This is a genomic window from Rodentibacter sp., assembly GCF_057314195.1.
Map to the genome: position 1 here is coordinate 19,688 of NZ_DBHLAM010000054.1, position 14,980 is coordinate 34,667.

Annotated in this window: 17 protein-coding genes and 1 pseudogene; 15 read left to right on the forward strand and 3 right to left on the reverse strand. The window is 45.0% G+C overall.

Annotated elements, in window-relative coordinates; all coding sequences use genetic code 11:
• Nucleotides 1–75: 75 nt before the first annotated feature.
• Nucleotides 76–441: a hypothetical protein gene (locus ACO59Y_RS07990; RefSeq protein WP_373603402.1), complete on the reverse strand. Its 366-nt coding sequence runs from the start codon at nt 439–441 to the stop codon at nt 76–78.
• A gap of 353 nt (nt 442–794) precedes the next feature.
• On the opposite strand from ACO59Y_RS07990, the gene ACO59Y_RS07995 reads away from it, so the two are divergent.
• The 6 genes and pseudogenes from ACO59Y_RS07995 (at nt 795) to dusA (ending at nt 5,729) form a co-directional block, all read left to right on the forward strand.
• The gene (locus tag ACO59Y_RS07995) at nt 795–1,436 is read left to right on the forward strand and encodes a PepSY domain-containing protein (protein ID WP_486132204.1); all 642 of its coding nucleotides are present in this window, start codon (nt 795–797) and stop codon (nt 1,434–1,436) included.
• A 103-nt stretch (nt 1,437–1,539) separates the two neighbouring features.
• Nucleotides 1,540–2,205 (forward strand): response regulator, encoded by a 666-nt coding sequence (locus ACO59Y_RS08000; RefSeq protein ID WP_486132206.1) that lies wholly within the window; start codon nt 1,540–1,542, stop codon nt 2,203–2,205.
• A gap of 115 nt (nt 2,206–2,320) precedes the next feature.
• Nucleotides 2,321–3,673: an ATP-binding protein gene (locus tag ACO59Y_RS08005; protein ID WP_486132208.1), complete on the forward strand. Its 1,353-nt coding sequence runs from the start codon at nt 2,321–2,323 to the stop codon at nt 3,671–3,673.
• A gap of 750 nt (nt 3,674–4,423) precedes the next feature.
• Nucleotides 4,424–4,546, forward strand: coding sequence for a hypothetical protein (locus ACO59Y_RS08010; protein ID WP_486132210.1), 123 nt, complete (start codon nt 4,424–4,426; stop codon nt 4,544–4,546).
• A 27-nt stretch (nt 4,547–4,573) separates the two neighbouring features.
• A pseudogene (locus ACO59Y_RS08015) lies at nt 4,574–4,740 on the forward strand (chloride channel protein); the annotation flags it as partial.
• A 2-nt stretch (nt 4,741–4,742) separates the two neighbouring features.
• Nucleotides 4,743–5,729 carry a tRNA dihydrouridine(20/20a) synthase DusA gene (gene dusA / locus ACO59Y_RS08020; RefSeq protein ID WP_486132212.1) on the forward strand — a complete coding sequence of 329 codons (987 nt, stop codon included), beginning with the start codon at nt 4,743–4,745 and terminating at the stop codon, nt 5,727–5,729.
• A gap of 147 nt (nt 5,730–5,876) precedes the next feature.
• Here the strand turns inward: dusA and trmL are convergent, their stop codons facing one another.
• Nucleotides 5,877–6,359: a tRNA (uridine(34)/cytosine(34)/5-carboxymethylaminomethyluridine(34)-2'-O)-methyltransferase TrmL gene (trmL, locus tag ACO59Y_RS08025; protein ID WP_373603399.1), complete on the reverse strand. Its 483-nt coding sequence runs from the start codon at nt 6,357–6,359 to the stop codon at nt 5,877–5,879.
• 8 nt (nt 6,360–6,367) lie between these two features.
• Complete coding sequence (gene rsmD, locus ACO59Y_RS08030; protein WP_486132215.1) at nt 6,368–6,949, reverse strand: 16S rRNA (guanine(966)-N(2))-methyltransferase RsmD; 582 nt, start codon at nt 6,947–6,949, stop codon at nt 6,368–6,370.
• Between the two features lie 98 nt (nt 6,950–7,047).
• On the opposite strand from rsmD, the gene ftsY reads away from it, so the two are divergent.
• The 9 genes from ftsY to ACO59Y_RS08075 form a co-directional block, all read left to right on the forward strand.
• A complete protein-coding gene (ftsY, locus tag ACO59Y_RS08035) occupies nt 7,048–8,256 on the forward strand; it encodes a signal recognition particle-docking protein FtsY (RefSeq protein ID WP_486132217.1) in 1,209 nt (402 codons plus the stop codon).
• Between the two features lie 9 nt (nt 8,257–8,265).
• A complete protein-coding gene (gene ftsE, locus ACO59Y_RS08040; protein WP_373603396.1) occupies nt 8,266–8,922 on the forward strand; it encodes a cell division ATP-binding protein FtsE in 657 nt (218 codons plus the stop codon).
• Nucleotides 8,923–8,932: 10 nt separating this feature from the next.
• Nucleotides 8,933–9,865 (forward strand): permease-like cell division protein FtsX, encoded by a 933-nt coding sequence (gene ftsX / locus ACO59Y_RS08045; protein WP_486132219.1) that lies wholly within the window; start codon nt 8,933–8,935, stop codon nt 9,863–9,865.
• Nucleotides 9,866–10,048: 183 nt separating this feature from the next.
• On the forward strand, nt 10,049–11,347 hold the full coding sequence (tig, locus tag ACO59Y_RS08050) for a trigger factor (RefSeq protein ID WP_486132221.1): 1,299 nt from the start codon (nt 10,049–10,051) through the stop codon (nt 11,345–11,347).
• 110 nt (nt 11,348–11,457) lie between these two features.
• Nucleotides 11,458–12,039, forward strand: coding sequence for an ATP-dependent Clp endopeptidase proteolytic subunit ClpP (gene clpP, locus ACO59Y_RS08055; RefSeq protein ID WP_373603393.1), 582 nt, complete (start codon nt 11,458–11,460; stop codon nt 12,037–12,039).
• Between the two features lie 9 nt (nt 12,040–12,048).
• Nucleotides 12,049–13,299, forward strand: a complete 1,251-nt coding sequence (gene clpX, locus ACO59Y_RS08060) for an ATP-dependent protease ATP-binding subunit ClpX (protein ID WP_373603392.1) — start codon at nt 12,049–12,051, stop codon at nt 13,297–13,299.
• Between the two features lie 140 nt (nt 13,300–13,439).
• A complete protein-coding gene (gene secE, locus ACO59Y_RS08065; protein WP_486132224.1) occupies nt 13,440–13,853 on the forward strand; it encodes a preprotein translocase subunit SecE in 414 nt (137 codons plus the stop codon).
• A 1-nt stretch (nt 13,854) separates the two neighbouring features.
• A complete protein-coding gene (gene nusG / locus ACO59Y_RS08070) occupies nt 13,855–14,412 on the forward strand; it encodes a transcription termination/antitermination protein NusG (protein WP_373603390.1) in 558 nt (185 codons plus the stop codon).
• Nucleotides 14,413–14,794: 382 nt separating this feature from the next.
• Nucleotides 14,795–14,980: uL11 family ribosomal protein (locus tag ACO59Y_RS08075; RefSeq protein ID WP_486132226.1), on the forward strand; the 186-nt coding region annotated here is incomplete at its 3' end.

Genomic DNA, 14,980 nt, shown 5'->3' on the forward strand with positions numbered 1-14,980 from the left:
CTTTTTAAAAGTCCTTGTAGCGCATCAATGCGGTGCTAATTTGAAGGCTCTCGCGAGTTTATTGCAAGAGCAAAGTTATTGCGGTGACATACAGCTTGCCGATGCCTGTTGCAATCGTTCAAGTAATTCCGGATCGTCTTTTTCCAGTTTAGGGATATCCTCTTCTTTAAGAACGGATACGGATTTGTCGGCGGCACAATCGCATATTTCTTGCGCTTCTTTGGTCGCCGATGGAAATGCACTTAAGCAACTTTGAACAAATGAACTGCGGAATTCTTTTTTAAATCCTTCCCAATAACCTTTGTCATAGGCTTTTTCCATTTTAGCCAGCGTGCTTTCTTCTGGCGCGGAAGGAGCCGAGGCGGCTTCTTGACTTTTATCGCATGCGGATAACAGGCCGAAAGCTAATAGCAATAAAAGGGTAAAAAACGATTTTTTCATAATGACTCCATGAAGAAAAATTTTTCCAACGAGCGGTTTAAACGTTTCGAGCGCATAACGGCGTTGCGCGGCCATAATGCTTCCGCTTGGAAGCCGCCGCATTATAACAGGATAAAAAGTGCTGTAAACGCGCGGCCAGCCGGCCGGCGTGTATTTATCGCCGCCTACTAAATTTCCCACCGTCAACATTTTGAGGCGTTTTAGAAAGAAATTTTCAAATTTTTTATTTTGCTAATTTTTCCCTAATTTTCCTTTCTTAAAATGCGCGCCATCGAAAGGAAATAAATCATTGAACCTTCGATAAGATGTCTTCAAATATGAATTTGGAATTAACTTTAATTAGGAGAAAAACCATGAAAAAATCAGTCAAAACTTTTGCCGCGACGTTGTTAGCTTCCGTTATCGCCTTTGGTGCGGTGAGTGTGGCGAACGCGATGTCCCCGCGTGAGCAAGAAGCATTCGGGAAAGCGCAAATCAGTGCCGCGCAAGCCTTATCCGCGGCGCAAAATAAAATCGGTACTGAAGCAAAAGTAAAGGAAATCGAGTTTAACCATGTGTCCTATGGTAAGGATTATTTCCGTGTGGAAATGTTTGCCGGCGGTCAAAAGCATAAAGTGAACGTCGATGCAACGAACGGTGAAATTTTAGGTGTTGAAAGCAAAATGCCGAAGAAAGTAAAAGTGAGTCCGAACGCCGATGCGGTGCCGAAAGTGACTTTCAGTCAAGCGATGGAAACTGCGGTGGCGAAAACCGGCGGTAAAGTGACGGAAGCGGATTTCAATGTGAAAAACGGCACGACATTTTATAAAGTCGAAACTTTAAATAACGGTCAAGAATTTATCGTAGCGGTAGATGCCGACAATGGTCAAATCATTGATATGCCACGAAAAGCGAAAAAAGACAAACGCCACGATCATCATGAAAAATACGATCGTCGTGAAAAACACGAACGTCATGAACGTTCGCAAAACGAAGGCGGCTTCCGTCCGAATTAATGCGATCATGGTTCTTGAGCAGAACGTTTGATACTCGCGAGCGGATTTATTTCCGCTCGTTTTTTCGTTAGAATCCCGCTGGTTTTAGGTTTTTTATTCATTTATGCGAATTTTATTAGTCGAAGACGACAAGATGATTGCCGATGCGGTCTCCAACGGTTTAAAAAACGCTCGGTATGCCGTGGATTGGGTAAACGATGGCAATACCGCCGAACGGGCGTTGAGTGGCCAGCAATACGATTTGGTATTACTTGATTTGGGCTTGCCGGGGCAAGACGGCTTGCAGTTGCTGCGTCATTTGCGTCAATCGAAAAATAACACGCCGGTACTGATTGTCACCGCGCGCGATGATTTAGACAGCCGCTTGGCGGGACTTGATGGCGGCGCGGACGACTATTTGATCAAGCCTTTCGATTTGTCCGAATTACTCGCTCGCATTCGCGCCATATTGCGTCGCCAAAGCGGGCAAGGCGCGCCGTTGTTGAGTAATGGTGCGATGACGCTGAATCCGACCAATTATCAAGTCAGCCTTGCCGAACAACCCGTGGCAATTGAACTGAGCAACAAAGAATTTGCAATCTTGCAAGCGCTATTGATGCGTCCCGGTATTATTCACTCGCGTGCGGATTTGGAAGATAAGATTTACGCCTGGGGCGACGAAGTGGAAAGTAACGCGATTGATTTTTTAATCCATAGCCTACGTAAAAAAATCGGCAAACAACACATCAAAAATGTGCGCGGCGTAGGCTGGTTTGTCGCTAAAGATTGATTTGAATATATGCCACGTAAGATAAAGGCCATCGGCGATCTTTCAAATCAGCACCGCATTGAAGCCCTTTTCGCGCTTTCGACGCAATAAAATAACCTATTGATTCGCCTCAAAAATGAAAAACTCCATTCAACTCAAATTGACTTTCGCGTTCACCGCGTTGTTTACGCTTGTAGCAGGTGTGGCGGGCGGCGTGTCCTTTTACGATACTTACCGCGAAACTTACAAACTGCAAGACGAAATGCTGGTACAACTCGCGCGCTTTATTGACACAGCGCAAACGGCTACATTGAAGTCGTCCCGCGATAACGATGCACGCGTTTACGTGCATTTTGAGCACAACGGTGAAGGTGCCGATAAAATGCCGCCGAATTTCCCGCAACAAATGGAAGACGGCTTCCACACTTTGCGTAAAGACGGTAAGAAGTACAAAAAAGTCAATCCGAAACAAGAAAATCGCCTGTGGTATGCCTTGAAACACGCAGATGATTCCTATCGAACTTATGTACGTAATACGCCAAGCGGCAAAGTGATTATCACGCAAGAAAACGATTACCGCGAAGATCTTGCCTTGCGCAGCGCGTGGCAAAGCGTGATTCCGTTGTTGGTGTTATTGCCGTTGGTGATTTTGCTCACGATTGTGATTGTGCGCCTTGCGATGAAACCGGTGGATCGTTTATCGCGCAAGTTGGAAACACGTCACGAGCAAAATCTCACGCCTTTGCCGACGGAAAAAATTCCCGGTGAAATTCGCGGGTTCGTGCTGGAAATTAATCGCTTATTGGCGCGTACCAACGATTTTATTCAGCTACAAAAACGCTTTATTGCCGACGCTTCGCATGAATTACGTAGTCCGATGACTGCCCTTTCTTTACAGTTGGAGCAGCTTGTCGAACAAGATTTGCCGGCAACCGCGAAGACGCAACTCGATCAAGTGAAACAAGGCATTCGACGCAGTCGTCATTTACTTGAACAATTGCTTTCTCTGGCTCGTCTACAAAACGACAAAATGGAACATCATACTGATTTCAACGTGCAGAACGTTTTTCGTCGGGTAATTGAAGATGTGTTGCCGCTCGCCCTCGACAAAAAACAAGATTTGGGCGTGACCAACGAGCAAGCGATCAACTTTCACGGTTCGGAAACGGATCTTTATTTATTGGTGAAAACCTTGGTGGATAATGCCATTCGCTACACGCCCGACGGTAGCCGAATCGACTTAAGCGTTCAAACCGTGGGAACAGGCATTCGAATTCAAGTGGAAGATAACGGTAATGGCATTCCGGCCGAAGCCCGTAAATCTGTACTCGAACCGTTTTACCGCATACTCGGCACACAACAACAAGGTTCCGGTTTGGGCTTAGCGATTGCAGCGGAAATCGTAAAAAATTACGGCGGGACGATGGAGTTACAAGATAGCACCGCATTCGAACACGGATTATTGGTAACGGTTTACTTACCCCATTAATTTTGCTTGAAACTTAAGAGTGGCGTTGGGGGACTGACGCTTTTGCAATACAAATTTTGCTGTTTGAGCGAACTTTTCCTCATTTCTGTGAACTACATCAAAGTTTTTTTCGCCGAAAAAAATTAAGATGTCCACAAGATTTCATTCGGGGTGATGACAAATTTCGAGCTGATGTTTGAAAGGATCAAATAAATGTTCGTAGACATAGGATTTGTATTGTCGTTCCTGTCTCCTCATTCGTGTCGTAGATTCGCTTTCTAAGCGTTTAATCCGTTTCCCCAATAAGCCGTTCAGATTGTTATTACAGCGTTTGGCGGGTTGTTGTCCTACCTTTCCCAAACCGAAACGAATAAGAATATCAAGTTTTATCCGTTTTCGGCTCGGTGCGACAGCTTGCTCTGCTCGCGATGAAACTTAATCTCACGCTTGATTAAGTCCGTACTGCTCAGTACGGAGCGTCGCAGATTGTAGAGTTTGAAACCTTAACCGGTATGAAGAGTATGCGTAGATCTTGTTTGGTCTTCTATTCTTCTATAGTGGCTATCGGTTATGGCGCTGCACCGTTCCTCATTTTGAGGTGAGGGGCAGCGTGCGACTTCAACTCGCCTCTTACCATATTTAATTCATCCATGTTTTTAAACTAACAGGAGCAAAAATGCAGTTTGTTCTGCATTGCTCATACCACCTCGAGTTCTATGCTTTTGCTTAAGGCAAAAATATCTTCTCTATATCATGCCTAGATTAGGAACGATGCGTCTTTGGATGCGTGATTTTTATCAGAAAAAACTTCGCCAAACTTATCGTATTTCGCGCAAAACCTTAGATTTTGCCAGCTTCGTGTTGGGCACCGCATTGGCGGCGCTATTTTTCTGAGGGGGCGAAACTTGCCGATATCGGCTTGGCGTCCGGCCGCAGCTGATTTGGTCCTTGCTTTCCGGCATTATTGCCTCCATAATTTCGCGCCGATTTAGCCCAAAACCTTTTTATCATTTCGCAGCGGACGTTTCCGTCAGCGCATGCAAGAACTACAGGCGCAAGATCAAGTTCGCGCCAAGCAAGAGAAATAAACATGCTCCAAAATCAACCGCACTTTTATCGCGGACGTTTTTCCGTCGCGCCGATGCTAGACTGGACGACGCGCCATTGCCGTTATTTTCATCGTCAATTTAGCAAGTATGCGTTACTTTATACGGAAATGGTGACTGCACCGGCGATTATTCACGCGAAGTACGATCACTTGGATTTTGATGCGCGCGAAAATCCATTGGCTTTGCAGTTGGGCGGCAGCGATCCGGCGCAACTGAAATATTGCGCCGAACTGGCTGTGCAACGTGGTTATCGGGAAATCAATTTGAATGTGGGATGCCCGTCCGATCGCGTACAAAATGGCGTGTTCGGCGCCTGTTTAATGGCGAAGGCGGACTTAGTGGCGCAATGCGTCGAACAAATGCAAAGTGCGGTTGATATACCGGTGACGGTGAAAACCCGCATTGGCATTGATGATCTTGATAGTTACGAATTTTTATGCGATTTCATCGAAAAAGTGCAAGGCAAAGGTTGCCACGAATTTATCATTCACGCGCGCAAAGCTTGGCTTTCTGGTTTAAGCCCGAAAGAAAATCGCGAAATTCCGCCGTTGGATTACGAACGCGTTTATCAATTAAAACGCGATTTTCCGTACCTTAAGATTGTCATTAACGGCGGAATTAAAACTGTCGAGGAAATGAAACGCCACTTGCAATTTGTTGACGGCGTGATGGTGGGGCGCGCGGCTTATCAAAATCCGAGTTTGCTTGGCACTATCGATCGTGCCTTGTTTGCTGAGGATGCGCCGATTGTTACACCACGCGATGCGGTGCTTGCGATGTTGCCTTATATTGAGCAGCAACTCGCCCAAGGCGTTTATCTTAACCATATCGTGCGCCATATGCTTGGAGCTTTCCAGAATTGCAAAGGTGCGCGCCAATGGCGTCGCTATTTAAGCGAAAATGCCTTCAAGCAAGGCGCCGGGATCGAGGTGGTGGAAAGCGCATTAGGCTTTGTGGAAGAAGCTTAGTCGAAGCATAAGTGTGATGCCAAAATAGCACCGCATTGGAACCGGCTCCAATGCGGTGCTGTTTTACGTGTTCAATTTCGGTTTGGCACATCGATGTGTCATTACAAAATGTGAGGCGCATGTTGTTATTTTGTCGTTATTTCGTTGTTATTTCATTTCGGGCAAATTCACCGCACCTTCATAGCCTAACTGCCGCCAAGCCTCATAAACTGTCACCGCTACCGAATTAGATAAATTCATACTGCGGCTGTTTGCCGTCATCGGAATGCGGATTTTTTGTTCCATCGGCATTTTGTCTAAAATCGACATCGGAATACCGCGTGTTTCTGGGCCAAACATCAGATAATCGCCGCGCTCAAATTTTACTTGGCTATGCGCCGGACCGCCTTTTGTGGTCAGCGCAAATAAGCGTTTCGGTTTTTCGCTTGCTAAAAAGGCTTCAAAGGTTTTGTGCCGTTTGATTTCTGCGAATTCGTGGTAATCCAAACCGGAGCGGCGTAAGCGTTTATCGTCCCAAGTGAAACCGAGTGGCTCGATTAAATGCAAACGAAAGCCGGTGTTGGCGCAAAGGCGAATAATATTGCCGGTGTTTTGCGGAATTTCTGGTTCGTATAACACAATATCTAACATAACTTTTCTCAATTCCGGTATAAACGATAACTCACCATGCCCGTGTTTTTTTCTTTCAATAATGTCCAATTTTTAGGCGTGGCGAGTATTTTGTCGCGTTCCGTTTCTACATAAATTAGTGCGTTCGGACGCAGCCAGTTATTGCCGGCCAGTAATTCAATCGCCTGCTGCGCCAAGTCGAAATGAAACGGCGGATCGAGAAATACCACGTCAAATCGGGCTTGATTTTGCGGTAAGCTGAGAAAATCCAAACAGTTCTGATTGAACACTTCCGCTTGTTCTACTGAGCATTTCAGCATTTGCAGATTTTTTTTTAAGCGATTGGCAACGACGCTATCCGACTCCAAAAAAATCACATTTTTCGCTTGGCGCGAAAGTGCTTCAAAACCGAGCGAACCGCTGCCGGCAAAGCCGTCCAAACATTGCGCATCGTGAATGTAAGGCATCAACCAATTGAACAATGTTTCTTTCACACGGTCGCTGGTGGGGCGCAATCCCTCGGCGTTCAACACCGGCAATTTTCGCCCGCGCCAAAGTCCGGCGATAATGCGCACTTCGCCTTTAGCGTTTTGCACTTGCGTTTTTTTCATAAAGATGGGTGTTTTTAGTGAAAATCGTGCTTAGTTTAGACGATTTTTTGCTAGAATAAACGACATTTTTTATCGGATCCTCGTCAAGAGAAATTTTTATGGCAGAAGAAAAGAAAAAAAGCGGTTTTTGGACGTCTTTGTTCGGGCGTAATAAAAATCAGCAAGAAACCAAAATCGAGCCCATTATCGAAACCGTGACAGTCGAAAATAGCACCGCATCGGAGCCACTTGTGGCGGCCGTTAAGCCCTCGGCAGCGGTGATTGCGCCTGAAGCGATGCAAAATATCGCCGTGGAAGAAACGGAAATCGAGCCGGAAATTGTTGAAGAAATTAAATGCGAATTGCAACCGACGACAATCCCGGAACTCCGCGAGAAACCGAGCGAAGGCGGTTTTTTTAGTCGTTTGGTGAAAGGTTTGCTCAAAACCAAACAAAATATCGGCGCGGGATTTCGCAGCTTTTTCTTAGGCAAAAAAATTGACGACGAACTGTTTGAAGAATTGGAAGAGCAGTTGTTAATTGCGGATATCGGCGTGCCGACGACAAGTAAAATTATCAAAAATCTGATCGAACATGCCGACCGTAAGCAATTGCAGGATGCAGAGCTTTTATATCAACAATTAAAAGCGGAAATGGCGGCTATTCTTGAGCCGGCAGCGCAGCCGCTTATCATTGATTCGAGCAAGAAACCTTATGTGATTTTAATGGTGGGCGTCAACGGTGTAGGTAAAACCACCACCATCGGCAAGCTTGCGCGCAAATTCCAAGCAGAAGGCAAATCAGTGATGCTTGCAGCGGGGGATACCTTCCGTGCGGCGGCGGTAGAACAGTTACAAGTTTGGGGGGAGCGTAATCACATTCCGGTGGTGGCGCAAAGTACGGGGGCGGATTCTGCATCGGTGATTTTCGACGCTATGCAATCCGCAGCAGCGCGCAATATCGATATTTTGATTGCCGATACCGCCGGACGTTTGCAAAATAAAAATAATTTGATGGATGAGTTAAAGAAAATTGTGCGCGTGATGAAAAAATACGATGAAAGCGCACCGCACGAGATTATGCTTACGTTGGATGCGGGAACCGGACAAAACGCTATCAGCCAAGCCAAGTTGTTTAACGAAGCCGTCGGGTTAACCGGGATTACCTTGACAAAATTAGACGGTACGGCGAAAGGCGGGGTAATTTTTGCCATCGCCGATCAGTTCAAACTGCCGATTCGTTATATTGGTGTGGGCGAGAAAATTGAAGATTTACGCGAGTTTAACGCGAAAGAATTTATTGATGCGCTTTTCGTGCAGGAAGAATAAGGAAAAACGGTGATTAAGTTTTCTAATGTTTCTAAAGCCTATCACGGTGCGACGCAACCGGCCTTGCAAGGGGTGAATTTTCATTTGCCGGTGGGCAGTATGACTTATTTGGTCGGTCATTCCGGGGCGGGTAAAAGTACGCTACTGAAATTAATTATGGGAATGGAAAAAGCTAATGCGGGGCAGATTTGGTTTAACGGCCATGAGATTACCCGTTTGTCGAAATATGAAATTCCGTTTTTGCGTCGCCAGATCGGTATGGTTCATCAAGATTATCGTTTATTGACGGATCGAAGCGCGCTGGAAAATGTCGCATTGCCCTTGATTATTGCCGGAATGCATCCTAAAGATGCGCATTCTCGTGCTATGGCATCGTTAGATCGGGTGGGGTTACGAAATAAGGCGCACTATTTGCCAACGCAAATTTCCGGTGGGGAACAGCAACGCGTCGATATTGCGCGTGCAATTGTTCATAAACCGCAGCTTTTATTGGCGGATGAGCCGACCGGGAATTTGGATGACGAGCTTTCTTTGGGGATTTTTAATTTATTTGAAGAATTCAATCGATTGGGGATGACGGTATTAATCGCCACGCATGATATTGATTTGATTCGCCAAAAACCGAAACCTTGCTTGGTACTTGAGCAAGGCTATTTACGTTATTAAGGATAAAACGATGAGTCGACATACTGAAGCCTCATTTTTAGTGCAAACGATTTACCAGCTGTGTGCGGTATGGAAGGATTTACGGCGACGTAAATTCGGTACATTGCTCACGATTTTAGTGATCGCCGTTTCGCTTACCATTCCGACGGTTAGCTATTTAATGTGGAAAAATTTACATTTGGCGACCACACAATTTTATCCGGAAAGCGAATTGACGATTTATTTACACAAAAATTTGAGTGAAGAAGACGCGAATCTAGTGGTGGAAAAAATTCGCCAACAAGAAGGCGTGGAATCTCTTCATTACGTGTCGCGTCAAGAGAGTCTGAAGGAATTTAAAAGCTGGTCCGGTTTTGGCGAAGAATTAGACGTATTGGACGATAATCCATTGCCTGCGGTGGTAATGGTGAAACCGCTCAAAGAATTTAATGCTTCTGAAAAACGTGAAGAATTACGCGCCGCTTTAAATAAAATTAAAGGCGTGCAAGAAGTCCGTTTGGACAATGACTGGATGGAAAAATTGACGGCACTTTCGTGGTTAGTGGCGCATGTGGCGATTTTCTGTACGGTGCTGATGGCTGTTGCGGTATTTCTGGTAATCGGCAACAGTATTCGTTCCGACGTTTACAGCAGTCGTGCCGGCATTGATGTAATGAAACTTCTGGGGGCGACGGATCAGTTCATTCTTCGTCCTTATCTTTATACCGGTATGATTTATGCACTACTCGGCGGATTTGTTGCGGCGATTTTCAGCAGCTTTATCATCGGCTACTTCACCTCCGCGGTGAAGTATGTGACGGATATTTTCGCTGTGCAGTTCGATTTAAATGGTTTGACTGTCGGGGAACTGATTTTCTTGCTGACGAGCTGTTTGATTATGGGCTATGTTGGTGCTTGGATCGCAGCCAAACATCATATAGCCTTGTTGGATAATCGTAATTAAATTTTTTAGCGTCAAAAAATTGTTGATAAATTCGCCAAAACAAGCGCTTATAGTTTGATTTCTCGACTTTCTATCGACTGCCGGATTTTATTTCGCTATAATCCGGCAGTTTTTTATCACTTATTTTTAACAATGTGTTCGGAGGGGAGTTTTTCCGAGCACAACATTAATTTGAGGTTACAAATGTCATTAAATATTGAAACAACCCAAGGTTTAGAGCGCCGCGTGGTCATCACTGTTCCGGCTGATACGGTTGAAAAAACAACGCGCGAAGAATTTAAACGTGCGGCGAAAAACGTGCGGGTTGACGGTTTCCGTAAAGGCCACGTACCGGCTCACATTATTGAGCAACGTTTCGGCGCATCAATCCGTCAAGACGTGTTAAATGATTTATTGCCGCAACACTTTTTCAATGCGGTGCTCGCAGAGAAGATCAATATTGCAGGTCGTCCAACTTTCACCGTCGAAACCTTCGAACCGGGTAAGGATTTGGTTTTCACCGCCACTTTTGAAGTGTATCCGGACGTTCAATTGCAGGGTTTAGAAAACATCAACGTTGAAAAACCGACCGTTCAAATTAGTGAAGCCGATATCGATAAAATGATCGATGTATTGCGCAAACAACAAGCGACATGGGGGGGTTCCGACGATGCGGCGAAAGCAGACGATCGCGTAACCATCGATTTCAGCGGTTCAATTGACGGTGCGGAATTCGAAGGTGGCAAAGCATCCGACTTCGTTTTATTCATGGGCCAAGGCCGTATGATCCCGGGCTTTGAAGATGGCATCATTGGTCACAAAGCGGGCGAACAATTCGATATTGAGGTAACCTTCCCTGAAACATACCATGCGGAAAACTTAAAAGGTAAAAAAGCAAAATTCGCGATTACGTTGAAAAAAGTTGAAAATATGGTGTTGCCTGAGTTAACCGATGAATTCGTGGCGAAATTCGGTCCTAACACTAAAACTGTAGCGGATTTGCGTGCGGAAATTCGTAAAAATATGGAACGCGAATTAAAAAATGCGTTGGTTTCTCGTGTGAAACAACAAGTGATTAACGGTTTGCTTGAACAAAACCCGATTGAAGTACCGACTTCCGCCGTTGAAGAAGAAATCGATGTGTTGCGCAACCAAGCGGCGCAACGTTTCGGCGGTAACGCACAACAAGCAGCGCAATTACCGCGCGAATTATTTGAAGCTGAGGCCAAACGTCGTGTTCAAGTCGGTTTGTTGTTCTCCGAAGTGATTAAATCTCATCAATTGAAAGCTGATGAAGCGCGTGCGCAAGCGATGATTGCGGATATCGCTTCTGCTTACGAACAACCGGCCGAAGTTATTGAGTACTACAGCAAAAACGAAGAGTTAATGAACAATATTCGTAATGTGGTATTGGAAGAACAAGCGGTGGATGCGGTGCTCGCGAAGGCGCAGGTTACCGAAAAAGCGTCTTCGTTCGATGAGATCATGAATCCGCAAGCCTAATTTCAGTTTGATTGAAAGTGCGGTCGCTCAATAACAAAAGCGGCCGCATTTTTATTTGCCCATCATTTCAGGTAAAATAATCGACAATTTTATTCGTAATAGGTGAGAAAATGAGTTTAATTCCTATGGTCGTAGAGCAAACTTCGCGCGGTGAACGTTCTTACGACATTTATTCCCGTTTATTAAAAGAACGCGTGATTTTTTTAACCGGTGAAGTTGAAGATCACATGGCAAACTTAATCGTGGCGCAACTTCTGTTTTTGGAATCGGAAGAGCCTAACAAAGACATTAATATTTATATCAATTCGCCGGGCGGTTCGGTCACGGCGGGTATGGCGATTTACGATACGATGCAATTTGTCAAGCCGGATATTCGTACGCTTTGCGTAGGGCAAGCCTGTTCCATGGGCGCGTTTTTATTGGCGGGCGGTACTGCAGGTAAACGTGCGGCGTTACCGCATGCGCGCGTAATGATTCACCAACCATTGGGTGGGTTCCGCGGTCAGGCATCAGATATTCAAATTCACGCGCAAGAAATCTTAAAAATTAAACACACCTTAAATGAGCGTTTAGCCTTCCACACCGGGCAACCTATGGAACGCATTGAAAAAGATACGGATCGCGACAATTTTATGTCGGCCGAAGAAGCTAAAGCCTATGGCCTTGTGGATGACGTGTTGATTAAACGTTAAGGGTAAAAAATGACAGACAAAGATAAAGATTTACACTGTTCTTTTTGTGGCAAAGAAAAAAGCGAAGTCGATAAATTAATCGCCGGTACCGACGGTTATATTTGTAACGAATGTATCGAACTTTGTCATTCAATGCTGGAAGAAAGTGCCGAAACCAATGATGCAGACGATGGTCAATGCGGTGCTGAGAAGGATGTTAAGTTGCCGACGCCGCATGAGATTCGCGCTCATTTGGATGATTATGTAATTGGCCAGGATTACGCGAAAAAAGTGCTGTCGGTCGCGGTGTACAATCATTACAAACGCCAACGTACTAACCATGAAAGCAATGATGTGGAATTGGGGAAAAGCAATATTTTATTAATCGGTCCGACGGGTAGCGGTAAAACGTTATTGGCACAAACGTTGGCGCGTCGTTTAAACGTACCTTTCGCCATGGCGGATGCGACAACCTTAACCGAGGCCGGTTATGTGGGCGAAGACGTGGAGAACGTATTGCAAAAATTATTGCAAAACTGTGAGTACGATACGGCAAAAGCGGAACAAGGCATTATTTACATTGATGAAATTGATAAAATCAGCCGTAAATCGGAAGGTGCTTCAATCACCCGAGATGTATCCGGCGAAGGTGTACAACAGGCGTTGCTGAAACTCATCGAAGGCACCGTGGCTTCCGTGCCACCGCAAGGCGGGCGCAAACATCCGCAGCAAGAAATGTTGAAGGTGGACACGTCAAAAATTCTGTTTATTTGCGGCGGAGCGTTTGCCGGCTTGGATAAAATTATCGGTAAGCGTACGCAAACCGGTACCGGTATCGGTTTTGATGCGAAAGTGGAAAAAGACGAAGAAGAGCAATCTTTATCCGAATTATTCCGTCAAGTGGAACCGGACGATTTAATGAAATTTGGTTTAATTCCGGAATTTATTGGTCGTTTGCCGATGATTGCGCCGTTAAGCGAATTGGATGAAGAGGCATTGGTGCAAATTTTGACCCAACCGAAAAATGCGCTTACTAAACAATATCAAGCTTTGTTCGGCTTGGAAAATGTTGAATTGGAATTTACTCAGGAAGCGTTAAAGGCTATGGCGAAAAAAGCGCTTGAACGTAAAACCGGTGCGCGTGGGCTTCGTTCTATCGTGGAAGCCGTGTTGTTAGACACGATGTATGATTTGCCGTCGATCGAGAATCTTGAAAAAGTCGTAGTGGACGAATCAACCATTGTCGAAAATGAGGCGCCGAAGTTAGTTTATCGTTCTTAGTGAACATTTCTATAAAGCGGAGTATTTGATTTTCCTTTGCGTTTTCTATTTTTCAATAGGAAACGCATGAAGAAAGTGTTACAATCGCGCGTTCTTAAATTTACCCTCCATTTCCCTTTTAAAATAAAACGGATTCAATTATGGCAACTGAAATTGTTGAGAAAAATAAAAAAACAGAAGAATCGGTAGAAGCTAAATCAAAAGGCCTAAATACGTTACTTTGGGTATTGGTTGTAGTTTTATTTGCTGCCGCCGCGATCGGAAATGTCTATTTTCAAAAAGATTTTTCTGCGCCCGTGCGCGTGATTGGGATGGCTGTCGCCCTTGTATTAGTATTTATTTTTGCAGCGATTACCAATGAAGGCAGTAAAGCGCGTAGTTTCTTTAAAGAAGCTCGTAACGAAGCCCGTAAAGTGGTATGGCCGACTCGTCAAGAAACCCGTCAAACTACATTTATCGTGATGGGTGTGACCGTTATTGCGTCTTTATTTTTCTGGGCGACAGATTCTATTATCGTGTCAATTATTAACTTTCTAACCGATTTGAGATTCTAAAATGACTGAAGAAACAACCGTATCGAAAAAGCGTTGGTATGTATTACAAGCGTTTTCCGGTTTTGAAAGCCGTGTTGCACTAACGTTGCGTGAATACATTAAACAATACCAAATGGAAGATCAGTTTGGTGAAGTGTTAGTGCCGACTGAAGAAGTGGTTGAAAATGTGGCTGGCAAACGCCGTAAAAGCGAGCGCAAATTTTTCCCGGGCTATGTGTTAGTCGAAATGGAAATGAACGATGATACATGGCATTTAGTGAAAAGCGTGCCGCGCGTAATGGGCTTCATCGGTGGTACCCCGGATAAACCGGCGCCGATTTCTAAACGTGAAGCGGATGCTATTTTAAATCGTTTGGAACAAAGTGCCGATAAACCGCGCCATCGTAACGAATACCATCCGGGCGAAGAGATTCGCGTCACGGAAGGTCCGTTTGCAGACTTTAACGGCACGGTGGAAGAAGTAGATTATGAAAAAGGCCGCTTAAAAGTGTCCGTCTCTATTTTCGGTCGTGCAACACCGGTTGAACTTGAGTTCAGTCAAGTGGAAAAAACACATTAATCTAAGAAAGCGTTCAATAACCGCACTGCCTAAAAGCGTGCGGTTATTTTTTTATCAGAAGCTAACTAACTCAAGAAGTTTGGCGAAGGTTTGATATGCTTACGGATAGAACCTTCTGAAAGGCAGAGAATGTCGTAGGTACCGCATTGAAAGGGGCTTCAATGCGGTGCTGTTTGGGGACTTCATTTATCTTCCGGTGTGCTCGGAGAGCATATTATAATTTCGTAAAATCGCTTGAAAATTCGTCGTGCTTTAACTATAATCCGCAGCCTGTTTATGAGCCGATCTCCGGCTCATATTTTTGTGTGGTGCAATGTTGCGTTGCGCCGAACATCATCGGGGAGCTATTTATAGCGTTATCACCCATTCAGAGGAAACTAAAATGGCAAAAAAAGTTCAAGCCTACGTTAAGCTGCAAGTTGCAGCAGGTATGGCAAACCCATCACCGCCGGTTGGTCCTGCATTAGGTCAACAAGGGGTGAACATCATGGAATTCTGTAAAGCATTCAACGCGCGTACTGAGAGCTTAGAAAAAGGTTTACCAATTCCGGTTGTTATCACTGTATAT

Bases quoted from the DNA above. Each gene is read 5' to 3' on its own strand.
- secE (WP_486132224.1), top strand. From the start codon at position 13,440: ATGGCAACTGAAATTGTTGAGAAAAATAAAAAAACAGAAGAATCGGTA.
- ACO59Y_RS07995 (WP_486132204.1), top strand. From the start codon at position 795: ATGAAAAAATCAGTCAAAACTTTTGCCGCGACGTTGTTAGCTTCCGTT.
- trmL (WP_373603399.1), bottom strand. From the start codon at position 6,359: ATGTTAGATATTGTGTTATACGAACCAGAAATTCCGCAAAACACCGGC.
- ACO59Y_RS08010 (WP_486132210.1), top strand. From the start codon at position 4,424: ATGCGTCTTTGGATGCGTGATTTTTATCAGAAAAAACTTCGCCAAACT.
- ACO59Y_RS07990 (WP_373603402.1), bottom strand. From the start codon at position 441: ATGAAAAAATCGTTTTTTACCCTTTTATTGCTATTAGCTTTCGGCCTG.
- ACO59Y_RS08005 (WP_486132208.1), top strand. From the start codon at position 2,321: ATGAAAAACTCCATTCAACTCAAATTGACTTTCGCGTTCACCGCGTTG.
- nusG (WP_373603390.1), top strand. From the start codon at position 13,855: ATGACTGAAGAAACAACCGTATCGAAAAAGCGTTGGTATGTATTACAA.
- ftsY (WP_486132217.1), top strand. From the start codon at position 7,048: ATGGCAGAAGAAAAGAAAAAAAGCGGTTTTTGGACGTCTTTGTTCGGG.
- tig (WP_486132221.1), top strand. From the start codon at position 10,049: ATGTCATTAAATATTGAAACAACCCAAGGTTTAGAGCGCCGCGTGGTC.
- ACO59Y_RS08000 (WP_486132206.1), top strand. From the start codon at position 1,540: ATGCGAATTTTATTAGTCGAAGACGACAAGATGATTGCCGATGCGGTC.
- dusA (WP_486132212.1), top strand. From the start codon at position 4,743: ATGCTCCAAAATCAACCGCACTTTTATCGCGGACGTTTTTCCGTCGCG.
- rsmD (WP_486132215.1), bottom strand. From the start codon at position 6,949: ATGAAAAAAACGCAAGTGCAAAACGCTAAAGGCGAAGTGCGCATTATC.
- ftsX (WP_486132219.1), top strand. From the start codon at position 8,933: ATGAGTCGACATACTGAAGCCTCATTTTTAGTGCAAACGATTTACCAG.
- clpP (WP_373603393.1), top strand. From the start codon at position 11,458: ATGAGTTTAATTCCTATGGTCGTAGAGCAAACTTCGCGCGGTGAACGT.
- clpX (WP_373603392.1), top strand. From the start codon at position 12,049: ATGACAGACAAAGATAAAGATTTACACTGTTCTTTTTGTGGCAAAGAA.